The organism is Dolichospermum sp. UHCC 0406 (assembly GCF_009712025.1).
Taxonomy (GTDB): Bacteria; Cyanobacteriota; Cyanobacteriia; order Cyanobacteriales; family Nostocaceae; genus Dolichospermum; species Dolichospermum lemmermannii.
In genome coordinates, this window is the sequence record NZ_VILA01000002.1 from 387,961 (window position 1) to 403,539 (window position 15,579).

At 34.7% G+C, this 15,579-nt stretch carries 16 protein-coding genes; 7 read left to right on the plus strand and 9 right to left on the minus strand.

What is annotated here, in order from left to right; genetic code table 11:
- Positions 1-165: 165 nt before the first annotated feature.
- A complete protein-coding gene (locus tag FJR09_RS04125; protein ID WP_168651614.1) occupies positions 166-393 on the plus strand; it encodes a hypothetical protein in 228 nt (75 codons plus the stop codon).
- Positions 393-668, plus strand: a complete 276-nt coding sequence (locus FJR09_RS04130; RefSeq protein WP_168652758.1) for a PIN domain-containing protein — start codon at positions 393-395, stop codon at positions 666-668. Before FJR09_RS04125 ends, FJR09_RS04130 begins: the two co-directional genes overlap by 1 nt.
- 162 nt (positions 669-830) lie before the next feature.
- Here the strand turns inward: FJR09_RS04130 and surE are convergent, their stop codons facing one another.
- Complete coding sequence (gene surE / locus FJR09_RS04135; RefSeq protein WP_015078030.1) at positions 831-1,628, minus strand: 5'/3'-nucleotidase SurE; 798 nt, start codon at positions 1,626-1,628, stop codon at positions 831-833.
- A 14-nt stretch (positions 1,629-1,642) separates the two neighbouring features.
- On the opposite strand from surE, the gene FJR09_RS04140 reads away from it, so the two are divergent.
- Both FJR09_RS04140 and pheS read left to right on the plus strand, forming a co-directional pair.
- Entirely contained in the window at positions 1,643-1,858 is a 216-nt protein-coding gene (locus FJR09_RS04140; RefSeq protein ID WP_168654019.1) for a hypothetical protein, read from the plus strand.
- Between the two features lie 32 nt (positions 1,859-1,890).
- On the plus strand, positions 1,891-2,883 hold the full coding sequence (gene pheS, locus FJR09_RS04145) for a phenylalanine--tRNA ligase subunit alpha (RefSeq protein ID WP_015078029.1): 993 nt from the start codon (positions 1,891-1,893) through the stop codon (positions 2,881-2,883).
- A gap of 31 nt (positions 2,884-2,914) precedes the next feature.
- Here pheS and FJR09_RS04150 read toward each other — a convergent pair whose 3' ends face one another.
- Complete coding sequence (locus FJR09_RS04150) at positions 2,915-3,478, minus strand: Uma2 family endonuclease (RefSeq protein WP_015078028.1); 564 nt, start codon at positions 3,476-3,478, stop codon at positions 2,915-2,917.
- Positions 3,479-3,685: 207 nt separating this feature from the next.
- A complete protein-coding gene (locus FJR09_RS04155; protein WP_168631861.1) occupies positions 3,686-5,479 on the minus strand; it encodes a WD40 repeat domain-containing protein in 1,794 nt (597 codons plus the stop codon).
- A 783-nt stretch (positions 5,480-6,262) separates the two neighbouring features.
- Here FJR09_RS04155 and FJR09_RS04160 point away from each other — a divergent pair.
- Both FJR09_RS04160 and FJR09_RS04165 read left to right on the plus strand, forming a co-directional pair.
- Entirely contained in the window at positions 6,263-7,045 is a 783-nt protein-coding gene (locus tag FJR09_RS04160) for a PIG-L deacetylase family protein (RefSeq protein WP_168651573.1), read from the plus strand.
- A gap of 60 nt (positions 7,046-7,105) precedes the next feature.
- Positions 7,106-8,215 (plus strand): glycosyltransferase family 4 protein, encoded by a 1,110-nt coding sequence (locus FJR09_RS04165; RefSeq protein WP_168651574.1) that lies wholly within the window; start codon positions 7,106-7,108, stop codon positions 8,213-8,215.
- Here the strand turns inward: FJR09_RS04165 and FJR09_RS04170 are convergent.
- Positions 8,198-9,079 (minus strand): aspartoacylase, encoded by an 882-nt coding sequence (locus FJR09_RS04170; RefSeq protein ID WP_168653226.1) that lies wholly within the window; start codon positions 9,077-9,079, stop codon positions 8,198-8,200. The genes FJR09_RS04165 and FJR09_RS04170 overlap by 18 nt on opposite strands.
- 133 nt (positions 9,080-9,212) lie before the next feature.
- Positions 9,213-10,583 (minus strand): NB-ARC domain-containing protein, encoded by a 1,371-nt coding sequence (locus FJR09_RS04175; RefSeq protein WP_168653227.1) that lies wholly within the window; start codon positions 10,581-10,583, stop codon positions 9,213-9,215.
- A gap of 197 nt (positions 10,584-10,780) precedes the next feature.
- Here FJR09_RS04175 and FJR09_RS04180 point away from each other — a divergent pair, with 197 nt between their 5' ends.
- Positions 10,781-12,442 (plus strand): DNA methyltransferase, encoded by a 1,662-nt coding sequence (locus tag FJR09_RS04180; protein ID WP_168653228.1) that lies wholly within the window; start codon positions 10,781-10,783, stop codon positions 12,440-12,442.
- Positions 12,443-12,556: 114 nt separating this feature from the next.
- Here the strand turns inward: FJR09_RS04180 and FJR09_RS04185 are convergent, their stop codons facing one another.
- The 4 genes from FJR09_RS04185 to FJR09_RS04200 all read right to left on the minus strand — a co-directional run bounded on the left by FJR09_RS04185 (position 12,557) and on the right by FJR09_RS04200 (position 15,519).
- Positions 12,557-12,724 carry a hypothetical protein gene (locus FJR09_RS04185; protein ID WP_168653225.1) on the minus strand — a complete coding sequence of 56 codons (168 nt, stop codon included), beginning with the start codon at positions 12,722-12,724 and terminating at the stop codon, positions 12,557-12,559.
- A gap of 144 nt (positions 12,725-12,868) precedes the next feature.
- Positions 12,869-13,471 carry a PIN domain-containing protein gene (locus tag FJR09_RS04190; protein ID WP_168653229.1) on the minus strand — a complete coding sequence of 201 codons (603 nt, stop codon included), beginning with the start codon at positions 13,469-13,471 and terminating at the stop codon, positions 12,869-12,871.
- Positions 13,468-13,911 carry a hypothetical protein gene (locus tag FJR09_RS04195; protein ID WP_015078019.1) on the minus strand — a complete coding sequence of 148 codons (444 nt, stop codon included), beginning with the start codon at positions 13,909-13,911 and terminating at the stop codon, positions 13,468-13,470. The genes FJR09_RS04190 and FJR09_RS04195 overlap by 4 nt, the downstream gene beginning before the upstream one ends.
- A 183-nt stretch (positions 13,912-14,094) precedes the next feature.
- Positions 14,095-15,519, minus strand: coding sequence for an O-antigen ligase domain-containing protein (locus FJR09_RS04200; RefSeq protein WP_168653230.1), 1,425 nt, complete (start codon positions 15,517-15,519; stop codon positions 14,095-14,097).
- Between the last annotated feature and the right edge of the window lie 60 nt (positions 15,520-15,579).

A 15,579-nucleotide genomic window follows, 5' to 3' on the forward strand; every position in this document is an offset into this window, starting at 1 on the left:
TGTACAAATTCACGATGATGTGCATGAACGAAAATCCGTCGTTTCAGGCTTTTGGTGATTAACTTCTGCTCAATAGCGATCGCTTATAGCGTGATTTTTGGAAGAGCGATCGCTTTCAGATAAAATAAAATAAAATAAAGGTAAATATAGCCTAAAATAACCTCTATGTCCCTGCAAGAACTGAAAGAGCAAGCCTTTCAACTACCTGAGAGCGATCGCTTAGAACTCGTCCGCGCAATCATCGAGTCATTGCAAAATCAACCCAGTCAACAATCTGAACGGACTCGCATTATCAAACAAATGAAAGGTTTATTAAAAACCAATCAACCAGCACCAACCGATGAACAGGTAAATGCAATGTTAGAACAACATCGAGTAGAGAAGTATCTTTAGTGAAAATTCTCATTGATACCAACATTATTTTAGATTACTTATTAGAGCGAGAACCGTTTTTGCCAGATGCAGAAATGTTATTTCAGGCAATTGATTCTGGGCAAATAATTGGATATGTTACTGCTACCACACTAACTGACATTTTCTACATTGCTCGCAAACCAACTCAAAGTATTGAACTAGCTAGACAAGCGATTTCAACGACATTAACTATTATGGATAGGCTGTCCGATTTGCACGTTGTGAAAGGTCAAATTGGACTGCATAATCTGTAAAATCCTGTACCAGCATCAAAAATTAGCCGAGTACCGCCTACTTGCATGGATACACAAGTCCTATTCTATATAGTTTACTACATTTATTTAATTAATAGCTAGTAAAGATTCAGTAACTTTACTGAAAATAACCTTTTCTAGTTTTGTCAAAGTTGCCTAAATCTACGGAAGTTTAAATTCCCATGTAGATAGCTGATTAAGTCCATGCCCATAAGTCAAATTATATTGCAATGGAGTAATACTGATATATTTTTTTTGAATGGCATGAACATCAAGGGGAATGTGGGTTGGTAAGTTTAATTCTATAGGTGGTTCTACATCTTCGATTACCTCTCCAGTTAACCAGTAGTAAGTTTTACCTCTAGGATCAGTTCGCTTGTCAAAAACATCCACATAACGTCGTACTCCTTGTCTAGTGAAAGTAACTCCAGCTATTTCTTCCCAAGATAAGGGGGGGACGTTGACATTGAGTAACATCAATTCTGGCAGTGGTTGGGCGGCAATTTTAGCAACCAGGACTTCAGCAAATTTAGCTGCTGGTTGAAAATCTTTATGGGTATGACTGGTTAAACTAAAAGCAATACTAGGAATACCTTCAATAACTCCTTCCATTGCTGCGGAAACAGTCCCAGAGTAGAGGATTTCTGTCCCTAAATTTGCACCTTGGTTAATTCCAGATAGCACTAAGTCGGGTGGAGAATCCAATAAAGCCCATAGTGCCAATTTTACACAATCTGAAGGCGTACCATCACAAGCCCAAGCTTTAATATCAGGATGAAACACAGATTCCACTATTTCCGCGCGAATGGGTTGCAGTAAGGTTAATCCATGCCCTGTTGCGGATCTCTCTCGATCTGGACAAACTACTGTCACTTCATGACCCGCTGCTGCTAAGGTGTTGGCTAGGGTACGAATACCCAAAGCAGAAATTCCATCATCGTTGCTAATTAGTAATTTCATTTGTCAGTTGTCAGTTGTTAGTAGGGGCGAAGCATTTGGAAGATAAATTATCGGTCATTGCCAAAAATAGTTCTCCAAATGCTTCGCCCGTACAGTTGTCAGTTGTCAGTAGGAAAAATCCTCTCCCCTACATCCCCTACATCCCCTACATCCCCTACATCCCCTACATCCCCTACATCCCCTGCCTCTTGTCTGTTCCCTGCTTCCCTGTTCCCCGTTCCCTACTATAGACTAATGACTAATCACCAATGACTAATAACTAATGACTAGCAATTTAGAAGACCAACTTTTAGCATTACGACAAGAAGGAGAAACAGCGATCGCTGCTGCTGATAGCCTAGAACGCCTAGAAGAACTCAGAGTTAACTATTTGGGCAAAAAAGGGCAATTGGGGCTGCTGTTACGAAGTATGGGGCAAATGAGCGCGGAAGAACGTCCTCAGATTGGGGCGATCGCTAACACTGTCAAAGAAGCCATTCAAAACAGCCTTGACCAGCAACGCACAACCCTGGAATCTGCTCAAATTCTGGTACAACTAGAGGCGGAAACAATAGATGTCACCATGCCCGGTATTTACCGTCCCCAAGGTCGGATTCATCCCCTCAATGGCATTATTGACCAAACCCTAGATATCTTTGTTGGCATGGGTTACACCGTTGCCCAAGGATCAGAAATGGAAACAGATTACTACAATTTTGAAGCTCTTAACACCCCCCCAGATCATCCAGCCCGTGATATGCAGGATACCTTCTATTTACCAGATGGTAATTTATTGCGGACTCATACTTCTTCAGTGCAAATTCGCTACATGGAAAAGGAAGAACCACCTATTCGAGTTGTTGCCCCAGGTCGAGTATATCGCAGAGATGATGTAGATGCGACGCACTCAGCAGTTTTCCATCAAATTGAACTTTTAGCCATAGATGAAGGACTAACTTTTACAGACCTCAAAGGAACTGTGAAAATATTTTTACAATCAATATTTGGCGATTTACCAATTCGGTTTCGTGCCAGTTATTTTCCTTTCACCGAACCTTCAGCCGAAGTAGATTTACAGTGGAAAGGACGTTGGTTAGAAGTTATGGGTTGCGGTATGGTTGACCCCAATGTTTTAAAATCTGTGGGTTATGATCCAGAAGTTTATAGCGGGTTTGCTGCCGGTTTTGGTGTAGAACGGTTTGCAATGGTATTACATCAAATTGATGATATTCGTCGTTTGTATAATAGCGATTTGCGCTTTTTACAACAATTTTAATGCAGCGGCGGGGTTTCCCCGCCCTTAATAATCATGAACCAAAACTTAACCAACCAAAAATTTCTTTAACTGTTAATTCTAAATTGATATTTTCCAAAATTGGTAATTTATCATCACCTTCATATATTTCTATTTTTTGTCCAGGAAATACAGCTAATACACTTTCTTCCTCTGGATTTAATAACCAACCTAATTCAGTTCCGTGACGGGAACAATGCAATAATTTCGTTAATACTTTTTTCTGTGGTTGTTCAGGAGAAAGAATTTCTATTACCCAATCAGGATGAATTTCAAACCGATTAGCAATTCTCCCAGATTCAGTTTTGGGGATTCTTTCCCACCGGAACACCGCAATATCAGGCACAATGGTACTACCACCAAAGGTACAACGTAGTTCTGGGAAGGCATAAGCAATCTTTGGCGTTTCCGCTACTTGATTAATATTGGTACAAAATTTAATCTGTAGACGACTGTGTTCACCTTGTGGCATAGGTTTTTGTAGGATTTCCCCGTTAATAAATTCTGATGCTGGTTTAGTTTCTGGTAACTTGAGAAAATTTTCTAGTGTAATCTGGCGTTCAGTGGCTATAGTCATAATTGGTAACTAGAAAGCATAATTATATTATCAACGATAATGTTGAAAATTAGTTTTCGGGAAATATAGCAATCCTATTTGATTTGTGATAGCGTAGCGTGCCGTAGGTATACATTGCTAAAGTCAGATCCCCGACTTCTTAAAGAAGTCGGGGATCTTGTTGGTGATTGGGGGACTTTAACTTGTAGAGACAATCGCAGTTTTGATCTAACTCCGCTGCCAAATTTTAATGGTTTTATCCAAACTTCCACTAACTAACATTTCTCCAGAAGCAGTAAATGATAAAGCTGTAACTGTGTTAGCATGACCTGTAAATGTCCCTAATAATTCCCCAGATTGTAAATGCCACAATTTGATAGTTTTATCAGCACTACCACTGGCAATAATTTGTTCGTCAGGACTTAAAGCAACTGTATTCACACTATCTCGATGTCCTTTGAGAGTGTGAACTAATTCCCCAGTGGCTAAATTCCAAACTCGAATAGTTTGATCTTGACTACCACTAACTAAAAATTTAGCATCAGCACTTATGGCTAGGGAACTAACAATATGAGAATGACCCATCAGGGTGTATATTGGTTGTATATCTGGCAATTTTTTCTGATTGAGTGTTGAGGATGTTTCCCAAACTTTGATTTTGCGATAACTACCTGTAATTAAAATTTTCCCATCTTGACTTAATACCATTGAATGGGCTGCTGTATCATCTAAGGATAGAGTATTTTCAACTTGGCGATCGCGCAAATTCCAAAATAAAATCTTCCGATCATGGCCACCAGTCGCTAACATCTTACCATCAGGAGTAAACGCCACACAACGGACATCTCCATGATGTTTATGGAGAATATCAATTAGATCCAACGCCCCAGTATGCCAAATTTTAACGGTGGAATCTGCACCTACACTCACTAATGTTTGTCCGTCGGTGCTAAAAGCCAGAGAATTAACTTCATTAACATGATCAGAAATCACCCAAGGATATTCTGATAATGTCTCGATTAATTCACCTTTTGATAAATCCCATAATTTTGTTTCTCCCCTGCTACCACTAGCTAACATCGGAATTGTTTTGACATTTTTAGATCCGGCATCTTGCACTACTAATGTTTTGATAGCATAGGCTAAACAGTTAATACCTTTGGTATGTCCTTTCAGTGTTTGCCAGCATTCCCAATCACCAATAATCTTCTTTTGGGGATGATCTGATGGTAAGGTTTGAATGGTTTCTACCATCATTTTCTCATCAGTTATTGGCACATCATCTGGCTTACCACCCAGAGATTGTAAATACCAATTTAATCCTCCCGCATATAATAGACTACTGGGAGTTAGATAAGTTTTGGCGTTGGAAAAATCTAGTTGATTTGTGGGTAAAAAACCAGTAATTACAGTTTGTTTGTGGTATCCTAATTTGTTATTTCCAGGATAAAACAAACACAAGAAAATTAATACTTGGTGGTTACTGATATCTTCTTGACTAACAGACCAACGAATTTTATCTTTTTTAATACCGTTAAAACTTTCTCCATCTGCTACGTGAATTTGAATACTCACTTTTGGGTTATTAGCTAACAAATAAGTAAACTTACTTTCACTACGTAAATTTCCCTCATCATCCAAAACCATATTGTCTAAAGTGTCTTGTGGCACTTTTCTCACCAATTTTCCTAAGCGTTCTGTAATCATCCAATCAACAATTTGTTCACGGACAAGATAATCTTCTGCTTGACGTTGAAAATAAGTAGGAAAGGGAATGATCCAATCAGGATATTCAGGATATTCTGGTGGTATCGGTGGGGGATTTTTGGCGAGAATTTCAGCTTGCTGACGGGAACATTCGAGAATTTTTGTGAATGAATCCCCCGCAAATGCCATTACCTCACTGTGATAACCTTTAACTCGACTTTCTAAAAGAGAAAGATCCGCCGTTTTCGGTTTTTTCACCCGGTTTAAGAAGTCAGTTTGTTGCGCTTTTAGTAAACTAATCCAATTCATCTGCATGATAGTGGCACACCATTGCATACCCAAGATAACTTATACTAATGGAATAATTACTCAATTTATAACTTCAGCCAAAATTCAGTAATCATCACAGTCTAATAGAATACAAAAACTAGCTGAATTTAATGGTAAACATCAACCCCTACGGTGATTAAGCACTGCTTAATTTTATATAGTAGGTTATAGAGATTTCGATGATTTCCCTAAATTCTAACTAACCTAACTAACAATTTACTGTTTCTCTAGAAACACTTCTGAGTAGAAAAATAGTAAGCATTCACTCGTCAGTCGTCAGCTAATACAGCTTTCCGTAAAACACGGGTAATTAAAAGAATGCAGAATTTAGAATTTAGAATTTAGAATTTAGAATTACGTTTTGCAACGGGGATTTTACCCCGACGCAAAACCCGCTGCTTGTAGAAGCAGGGGACTTTAACCCCCAAAGGTAAGTTAAAACTTCCTCTTCTTGGCTATTCCTGCTTTTAGCTGACTCCTGAATACTACTGAAAGATTTTTTACACCCTATCCGATTTTCAAACATCCTCTTATTGATATATTCAGCATAACTTTATTAAAACAATAAATAATATAATCTAGGACTTGACTATCATAAAAATAGTTGTGTTGTTTTGATTTGTGAGAAGCATCAATATTTGTCATCTACAAAACTTTAAGTTTATCTGGAATCAAAACTATCATAAAAATATTTGTTCTAATTTATGGTAAGCATCAATATTTGTTATCTAGAAAACTTTAATTTTGTCTTGAATCAATTTTAAAATTATGAATCATAAAAAAACACTCACCTCATTAGAAAAAATAATTCCTAATCAATTGCTAAATCAGATACAATATATTCATTGTAGTCTAGTTTCCTGGTGGATTTTGCATTGGGGAAGTCAGCCTTTAAATTTTTCTGAAAAATCAGCAATGGTTTTTTCTCCTCATCAAGATGATGAAACCTTTGGTTGTGGAGGCATGATTGCCCGCAAAAGAGAACAGGGAATACAAGTAGGGATAACTTTTTTAACTGACGGTAGAGGTTCTCATGGTTTAGATCCACTTATGCAAAATCAAGTTATCCAGATTCGTCAACAAGAATCTTTGATAGCTTTAGATATTTTGGGTGTGAACACTTCAGAGATTCATTTTTTAAATTATCAAGATGGCAGTTTGGCTGCTTTGAATATAGAGAAAAGGCAACAGATAATTACTGAGATTTCAGAATTACTAAATTTGTATCAACCTGGAGAAGTTTATGTACCTCACCGCAAAGATTGTCATCAAGATCATGAAGCTACTTATAATTTAGTGAAAGAGGCAATTATTCAATCTAAAATCACTACAGAAATACTTCAGTATCCTATTTGGGTATTTTGGCGATCGCCATTATTTATTCTGTTGAAGTTACAAGATATTGCAGCGGCTTATCGCTTATCAGTAACATCAGTAAAAGAGAAAAAACAAAAAGCTATTGCTGCCTATCCTTCCCAGCTTGAGATGTTACCTCGGGGATTTATTAACAGATTTTTATATTCGGAAGAAATATTTTTTAAATCCGAGTGAAGTTGTGAGTGGTAAGCATCTGAAGATTTGTTATCAATAATTACAGTGGAGAAAATTTAAATGCGGATTCTACATATTACTAATCATGTCCAAAAAATCGGTAATGGAATTGTTAATGTTGCTGTAGATTTAGCTTGTTTACAAGCAAAAAGTGGTCTGGATATTGCTGTAGCTTCTGCTGGTGGAGAATATGAAAAATTATTAGCAGATCACGGTGTTGAACATTTTCATCTCAATCAGTGTCGGACACCATTAAATCTCATTAAAGCTGCTGGGCATTATCGCCAAATCATTAAAGAGTTTCAACCGGATATTGTTCATGTACACATGATGACAGGGGCAATTTTAGCCGGTATTTTTCGCAAGAATCGAGAATATCATTTAGTTTCTACTGTCCATAATGAATTTCAACATAGTGCTATCCTCATGGGGTTAGCTGATCAGGTAATTGCAGTTAGTAAAGCAGTAGCTAATTCAATGATTAAACGGGGTATTCCACCTCGAAAGTTACGAGTAGTTAGTAATGGGACGTTAGGAAGTCCTCGACATAAAAAACTGGCAGATTATCAACCAGTAGAAATGCCACATCCATCTATAACTACTGTGGCGGGGATGTATACCCGCAAAGGTATTTATGAGTTAATTGAGGCATTTAAAATAGTTTCCTCAGACTTTCCGCAAGCACATTTATATTTAGTGGGAGATGGTCCAGATCGTTCGATATTTGAGGCAATGGTGCAAAATACAGGTGTTAGTAATCGCATTCATTTTGAAGGATTTCAGGCAGAACCGCAACGCTATATGTTAGCAACGGATATCTTTGTTCTGGCTTCACATTGCGAATCTTTTGGCTTAGTGCTAACGGAAGCGCGGGAAGCTGGTTGTGCGATTATAGCCAGTGATGTAGATGGTATTCCTGAGACTTTAGATTATAGTCAAGCGGGGATTTTAGTGCCACCCAAGGATATTCCAGCCTTAGCTAATACTTTGACACAATTATTGAGCGATCGCCAACTTTTAGATCAGTGGAAATTCCGCGCCCAACAAAATTTAGAAAGATTTAGTGCCGCAAGAGTGAATGAAGAAACACTAAATATATATCGTGAATTAATGAGAAAAGACAATATCATCAGAGTCATGGAAACCAGAGAATTAGCCAATCTTAATTAATTCTTTTTCGCTAATGTGCATCGCAATTCCTTTCTCATAATAGGCAGCTTCATTAATAAAAATCGGATAAACAGTAGAATTTCCTTGATAGAAAATTTCTTCTCCTGTGAAAGTCAGAAAAATAGGATCACCAGGATGTAAAGGTTCATAATCTTGGAATTGAAGTTGGGGGTGAATCATCGCCTGAATTTCCCCTGCTTCATTTCTCGGATAATCAATCACACCAATTGATTTATAAACTGTTAGTGTGTTATTTTTGGGCAAATCTTTTCCTTGATTATAGTCTTCAAAATAATCTAAAACACTATAAATAAGTTGTTCAGTCTGTTGAAATAATTCCGCATTTAAAATCCCCTGGGGTACAGCACCAACTTCAATTGCAAAACCCAAATCACACAAAGAACGTAGAAAACCACTACCTTGAGGTTGTTCATGAATATAAACCTTCACCAAAGGATTAACTGCACTCAAATCCGCAGCTAATTTGAGCAGGAAAGGGTGCCAATTTCCCAGAATAATACATAATCCCATATTGGCAGTAGTCGTATGTACATCAATAATTGTATCTACAGATTTTTGATTTTCTGGTTGTAATATTTGTTGAATTTCTCGCGCCCTTAATTCTTCATAACTTGAGATTTTTGAACTTGATAATTTATCTTGATTAAAGCAACGATTCAGATCCGTATCAATATATCTTGTCCGTGCAGCAATAGCTTTAGGATTACCAAGTAATGATAAAGTTTCAAAACTACCTCGATGAATTAAATGGGGATATTGCTGAAACTTTTTAACCAAGTAAACTCCCGTTAACTCATTACCGTGATTTCCCCCAACAATCGCCACCCGATGAATTTGATTCATAAATACCTCATTTATAAGCAACTTAGCTATGAAAGTGAACACATTCTATCAGTCCATAGCCTTTTGTGCTGAGATGCTGCATAAATAATTTTCTCACAGTCCAGATGCCAATAGCAAGAGGAAGGGAGTATAATTAATGATGATAAATTCTGAGATATTCTTTAAAAATGGGGGAAAGAGTATATAGTTTTTGATCATTTTCTAATTTGGATACTAAAAATCTTCTTGTTAATGATTGTAACCCGTTAATTATATCCATTGATGATAATGATAAAAGTTGTTTTATCTCATCTCTAGATATAGGTTGATCATTTTGACTGATTTTTAATAATATCTCTTTTTCAACTTCAGATAATCTCATCCATATTAAATCAAACAGAGTTTTAAAATCTTCTGTTAAAATTAAACTATTTTCTTTGATAAATTCGGCAACTTCACCCTCAAAGACATCTTTAATTAAAATACTGATATACTGTAAATATTTAGGATGACTTTCATATAAGTTAATTAAGTTTAACCAAGTTTCCTCATTTTTTAATCCTTGATTTTTTAATATCTCTGTAGCTGCACTATCTAAACCTGATAATTCTAAGGAATGAATTGGATAAAGTTCACTATCTAAAGAAATCATTTGTTGGCATTTTTCCTGACTGATGAGAATTAAACAACTTTGATGTTCAATTTCTGTGATCATTTGTAAAAAGGTTTTGTAATCTTGATATTCAGGTTTATATTGTCCTGCAAATTGACGATTAACAAAGATATTTTCTAGATCATCTAAAATAATTAAGCATTTTTTATTTTTAAGGATATTAAATAATTGTTTTAATTTATCATCTATGGTTGCTTTAGCTTCCTGTTGACAAACATTCAATAAATCATCAATAAGTAAATTTAGAGATTTAGGAAATTTTAAATTTCTCCAGATAATAACTTCAAATTGTTGGAGATTTAGATCAACAAATCTTTTTACAAGGGTAGTTTTACCAATTCCAGATAATCCTAAAACAGAGATTAAATGAGCATTTTGATTTAATATCCCATGAGATAAAAAGTTTAATTCTTTTTCTCGTCCGTAGAAACGAATAATTTTAGGTGCTAAAGTTAAATCATGGTAAGATAATTTAGATTTTTCTGTATTATTATTATTTTGTTGTTGATGATTTGATTGATGATGATTAGGACACCAATTAATATGATTATTTTTAATATTATTTTCAAAATTAATAATTTTAGCGATGTGAGAATTTGTAACTCTTTCTATAGTCCAACAAAAATTAGATTTATTAATATTTTGACCTAAAACCTCAGACAAAATTTTAAATAAATTTCTACTTTCATCACCAATATAACCCTCATCATAATCATAAATATTGGCAATTTGCTTATAAGTTTTACCCTGAAATAGTTCCTCAATAATCTTTTTTTGCAGATCATCTAAATGTTTATCAGTCTTAGTAAATACTAAATTATCCACAAATTGTAAAATTTCTGTAACAGCCATAAAACTTAGATAAGTTAACCTTTGTAGCCATTATAACTCAATCTGTTTCCAGATTATCAGGGTTTTTCAGGTATTTTCTTAAAATTTCTTAATAAAACATCAGAGAATATCTCATATTTTCTGGTATGACAAAAAAGTAATTAGGGATAAGAATGATTAATCATGGTTAATTTAAGCAAAATAATTGCACGAAAACAATGGTTAATCAACTTTATTATGGGGACAATTTAGAAGTTTTAAGACGTTATATAAAAGACGAGTCTGTTGACTTATGTTATATTGATCCTCCTTTTAATTCCAAACGTAATTATAATCAAATTTATAATAATATTGGTGGAGAAGATAAAGCACAAGCTCAAGCATTTATTGATACTTGGGAATGGGATGATCACGCTATTCGGGGAATAGATGAAATCATTACTAATTATCATGGTTTATTTACTCAACAATGTATTGCTTTAATTACAGGTTTAAGTAATGTTTTAGGGAAAGGAAGTTTACTCGCTTATTTGGTGAGTATGACTTTAAGAATAACAGAAATACATCGAGTTTTGAAACCTACAGGAAGTTTTTATTTACATTGTGATCCTAGTGCTAGTCATTATTTGAAGTTAATATTAGATGCTGTTTTTTGTTCTCAAGGTGGAGAATTTAGAAATGAAATTGTTTGGAAACGAACTACAACACATAATGATGGTAAACAAGGTGCAAGACAATTTGGCAGAGTTCATGATGTGATTTTATTTTATGTAAAAAATGTTAAAAAATCAATATTTAATACAGTTTATGAAAACTATTCAGATTCTTATATTGATTCTTCATATAATAAAATTGATGCTGATGGTCGAAGGTTTAAAACTTCTGATTTATCAGCCGCTAAACCAGGTGGAAATACATCTTACTCTTGGAAAGGAACTTTACCTCCTGCTGGTAGATATTGGGCATTTTCTTATGAAAATATGGAAAGATTTGAGGCTGAAGGGAAAATTTATTACTCAAAAACTGGTAAGCCTTATTTAAAACAGTATCTTAATGAAATGCCTGGTATTAGTCCTGATGATATTTGGACTGAATTTCCGGGAATAACTATTAAAGCTGAAAGATTAGGATATCCAACACAGAAACCAGAATCATTATTAGAAAGAATTATCAAAGCCAGTTCTAATGAAAATGATGTAATATTAGATGCTTATTGTGGATGTGGTACAACTGTTGCAGTTTGCCAAAAATTAGACCGACAATGGATAGGAATTGATATTACTTATCAAAGTATTAGTTTAATTTTAAAAAGATTAGAAGACAGCTTTGGTAAAGAATTTGTAGATAACATCAAACTTCATGGTATACCTAAAGATATAGAAAGTGCAATAGCATTAGCAAATAAAGCAGATGATCGCACTCGTAAAGAATTTGAAAAATGGGCAATTTTAACTTATACTAATAATCGAGCCATAATTAACACTAAAAAAGGTGCAGATAAAGGTGTAGATGGAACTGTTTTATTTTATGGTGATAAAGGTGAACTAGAGAAAGTAATTTTTCAAGTTAAATCTGGTAAAGTTAAATCAGGAGATATCCGGGATTTACTAGGAACAATGACGCTAGAAAATGCTAGTATAGCTGTATTTATAACTTTAGAAAATCCTACAAAAGATATGTTAAAAACTGCCAAATCCGCTGGCTTTTATCAAAATAAATTCATGACTCATAGTTGTGATAAAGTTCAGATTATTACAATTCAAGATATTATTGAAAACAAACAAAAGTTAAATATTCCCTTAATTAATGAGGTTCTTAAAAGTGCAGAAAAACACAAAGAAATCAGAGTTAATCAGATAGAGATGGACTTAGATATTTAATACTTTTTCAAGTAGGTTGGGTTGAGGTAATGTTCGCGGAGCGTTATTCATACCCCTAAGAACAACAAGATCCCCGACTTCTTTAAGAAGTCGGGGATCTAATTTTTGCAATGTTCACAAACTCTCTTTTATTTCCTGAATTGGAGTATCATCAACATCAATATCACCTGCTTCTGGTAGGAGAATAATTACCTTAACAGTATTAAAATTATCAATTTCTAAAGGATAATCTAAGGTTAATTGTCCTTCTTGTATTTTTCCAGTAACTTCTAAGGCTTTCATAGTTTCTAGCTGCTTTTTGTTTAACTAATTTTGATGTAGAAGATATTTCTATTACATTTTGTCATATTTTCCTAGAATTATTGTCTGATAATTTCGATGCACCATTAGAAGAATTTGAAAATTAACCATGCAAGTTAGCATTTTTTATTGTTTATTTAACCATCCTTCTAAATTAGAGATTTTACTAAAATAATTAATTCCCAAATTAGCTAATACCTGTTGAATATTAGTATTACCAAATTCCTTAGTATTCTCACTAAAAAAAACTTTATCCATTGATAAATTATTTTCAGCATGAGCTAAAATAACCTGTAAAATAAAATCATCTCTTCTTTGATTTTTCCCAAGTAGTAAAGGATTATTTAAAGTAGCTTCTAACATTTTAATGCTTGGTTCAATCAATTCACCATGATTTTTTAAATATTCGAGAATATTCAAAAAACGCTTTCTAAAATCTCGTAATACTTTTCCATAATCAATCAAACAAAGTTCTAAATAATTGGCAAAAGATTGAGAATTAGTTAATTCTTTATTTCTCTTACCTTCATTCATTTCTATTTGAATAGTTTGAGAAAAAGATTGACTACGTTTTTCTTCTCTTTCTATCGCTACCAGGGTTTCCATTAAACAAATACTAGGAATAACAAATTTTAAGTTTCCTGAAGAATGATAGACAAAATCTTCTAATTCTTTGTTTCTTCCTTTGGCAATTGCCATAATTGAATTAGTTTCTAAATAAATAATCATAATAAGTCTAACTCCTCTGTTGTACCATCAAACAAAAGAGTAAATAAGCCAATTTCCTTCATTTCCTCAATGTAAGGAGGGGTTTCACTTTTCCAATGATAAGCTAAATCTCTTAACCATGATTGAGTTAAAGTTATTAAAGTAGATTGATAGATGATACCTTCAATACTGCCTACATCATAATGTTTTAAAACATTTTTTGTGTCCAATCTTGCTACTTCTGTAAAAGTCGGACTCTTAAAGATTCTCATGACATTAGAATTAACAAACATTAAAAAAGGAATATGCTGGTATTCTTCCATTTTTAAGATATTAAGATCCGGGGAAGAATACATAGCGGAAAATCTCACATCTATGATCAAAATATATTTATCATCTTTATCTTTAGCAGCAATTGCTGGTTGAAAATCAATTATAGTTGGAGGTTGTATTTTTAACATGGTATTTAACCTCTTGTTTAATAGTTTAACTACTTTTCATACAGGAAATATTTATACTAAATTCTATCACAATTTATCAATAAAATGTGATCATAATAATTATAACTCCTCTGTGGTGTCATCGCACAAAGGAGCAAATAAGCCAATTTCTTTTATTTCCCCACCTTCAGGAGGGGTTTTAATTCAACTCTGCGGTCTGCTGTAGTATTTATGTCCGGCCATAGCCATTGCCAAAAATCCCCACATAATCATCCCCGCAATACTCAACATCCCGCTATAGATAATTAACTGGGCGCAAGAACTGATACCAATAGCGCGGGCAGCACTGAGAAAACTATCAAAACGACCTTCTGTATAATTACCAACAGTAATCAGCATCAATACTAACCCACCAATATAGGGTATAGCACCAATCCAACCCAAGGTAAAAAACATATCTAAAATGCCGCTATCAATAACAATCACTTCTATTTGTCCAGTTTTTTCATTCACTTTCCAAATATTTCCAAAGCCATTACCGACAACATTAGAAAGGGCTAATCCCAGGTTTCTGTCATAAGTTGCAGATCTATCTCTAAAACTACCATCTTCTTCCAGATTAGAAAAACTTTCAAATCGAGTGGTAATGACTTTAGAAAGCGGTTCAATAGTTACCAAGGGAATAACACAGATTGTCATCACTAAAATTATAGTAATTAAGCGCATTTGAATCTGGGGTTTTACTGAACCAAAAATCATAATAATTCCTAATAACCAACCGCCCCAACTTGTTCGCACTTGGCAAAGTAAAAATGATAAATAACCCACAGCAGAAGCGGGGAAAATTAACGGACCGGTGCTGGTAAATAATAATAGTAATCCAGTCTGCATAACAGTTCCAAATGGTCCAGGTGAGTGTAATGTACTCCAGACGCGCATTCCAAAAGGAATTGGTTGTCCAGCACTGGTAAACATTTTCGATTCGATTAGCCAATATCTGTCCCATTCAGGAGCGACAACAAATTGATAGACACCGTAAGCACCAAGGATGAGTACACACCAAATAAATGTTCTTTGCAGATGTTGACGATAACTGGGATAATCTCGCCAATTAGAAAATAGGTGAAAAGCAAAAATTATCGGACTTAACCAATCTAAAAAACTCCGAACTACAGGGAGTGGTTGATTGTAAATTAAACCTATTAAACATCCATAAGAAACTCCTATAGCAGCTAAAAGAAATGGTAGTCCCCCTTGCCGAAGACTGCTAGGTAGATGTTTTAAAAAGGTGAATATTGTCAGGAATACGACTAAATAAGGTGCAATTAACATTTGTCTGGTGGGGTCCCAGCCAATTTTATAGTCAACTAAACGAGTGATTAAGGGGGTGAGAAACCATATCCACCAGGTGAAGCCGATATAGTGAATGGGATGCCGCAAGTATAAAAACGCCGCTACTAGAAAAGCAGTGGCGGGAAAAACGAGGCGTAAACTACCTGTACTGGTAAAGTAGCAAGCTGTGATCAGGAGGATAAAAGCAAGAATGATCATCCAACTTTGGGCAGATCGATCTTGGGGAGAAAATTGTTCTTTTAAAACTGTATTGAAAAGTATTGGTTTGGAAATCATTCTCTATGTTTGCCTATTTTGTATTAGGAAGGAGTATTTAAAGAGGTATTGAACGCAGAT

Excerpts from the sequence above, each read along its gene's own strand:
- FJR09_RS04125 (WP_168651614.1), top strand. The coding sequence starts at position 166 with ATGTCCCTGCAAGAACTGAAAGAGCAAGCCTTTCAACTACCTGAGAGC.
- surE (WP_015078030.1), bottom strand. The coding sequence starts at position 1,628 with ATGAAATTACTAATTAGCAACGATGATGGAATTTCTGCTTTGGGTATT.
- pheS (WP_015078029.1), top strand. The coding sequence starts at position 1,891 with ATGACTAGCAATTTAGAAGACCAACTTTTAGCATTACGACAAGAAGGA.
- FJR09_RS04150 (WP_015078028.1), bottom strand. The coding sequence starts at position 3,478 with ATGACTATAGCCACTGAACGCCAGATTACACTAGAAAATTTTCTCAAG.
- FJR09_RS04155 (WP_168631861.1), bottom strand. The coding sequence starts at position 5,479 with ATGCAGATGAATTGGATTAGTTTACTAAAAGCGCAACAAACTGACTTC.
- FJR09_RS04160 (WP_168651573.1), top strand. The coding sequence starts at position 6,263 with ATGAATCATAAAAAAACACTCACCTCATTAGAAAAAATAATTCCTAAT.
- FJR09_RS04165 (WP_168651574.1), top strand. The coding sequence starts at position 7,106 with ATGCGGATTCTACATATTACTAATCATGTCCAAAAAATCGGTAATGGA.
- FJR09_RS04170 (WP_168653226.1), bottom strand. The coding sequence starts at position 9,079 with ATGAATCAAATTCATCGGGTGGCGATTGTTGGGGGAAATCACGGTAAT.
- FJR09_RS04175 (WP_168653227.1), bottom strand. The coding sequence starts at position 10,583 with ATGGCTGTTACAGAAATTTTACAATTTGTGGATAATTTAGTATTTACT.
- FJR09_RS04180 (WP_168653228.1), top strand. The coding sequence starts at position 10,781 with ATGGTTAATCAACTTTATTATGGGGACAATTTAGAAGTTTTAAGACGT.
- FJR09_RS04185 (WP_168653225.1), bottom strand. The coding sequence starts at position 12,724 with ATGAAAGCCTTAGAAGTTACTGGAAAAATACAAGAAGGACAATTAACC.
- FJR09_RS04190 (WP_168653229.1), bottom strand. The coding sequence starts at position 13,471 with ATGATTATTTATTTAGAAACTAATTCAATTATGGCAATTGCCAAAGGA.
- FJR09_RS04195 (WP_015078019.1), bottom strand. The coding sequence starts at position 13,911 with ATGTTAAAAATACAACCTCCAACTATAATTGATTTTCAACCAGCAATT.
- FJR09_RS04200 (WP_168653230.1), bottom strand. The coding sequence starts at position 15,519 with ATGATTTCCAAACCAATACTTTTCAATACAGTTTTAAAAGAACAATTT.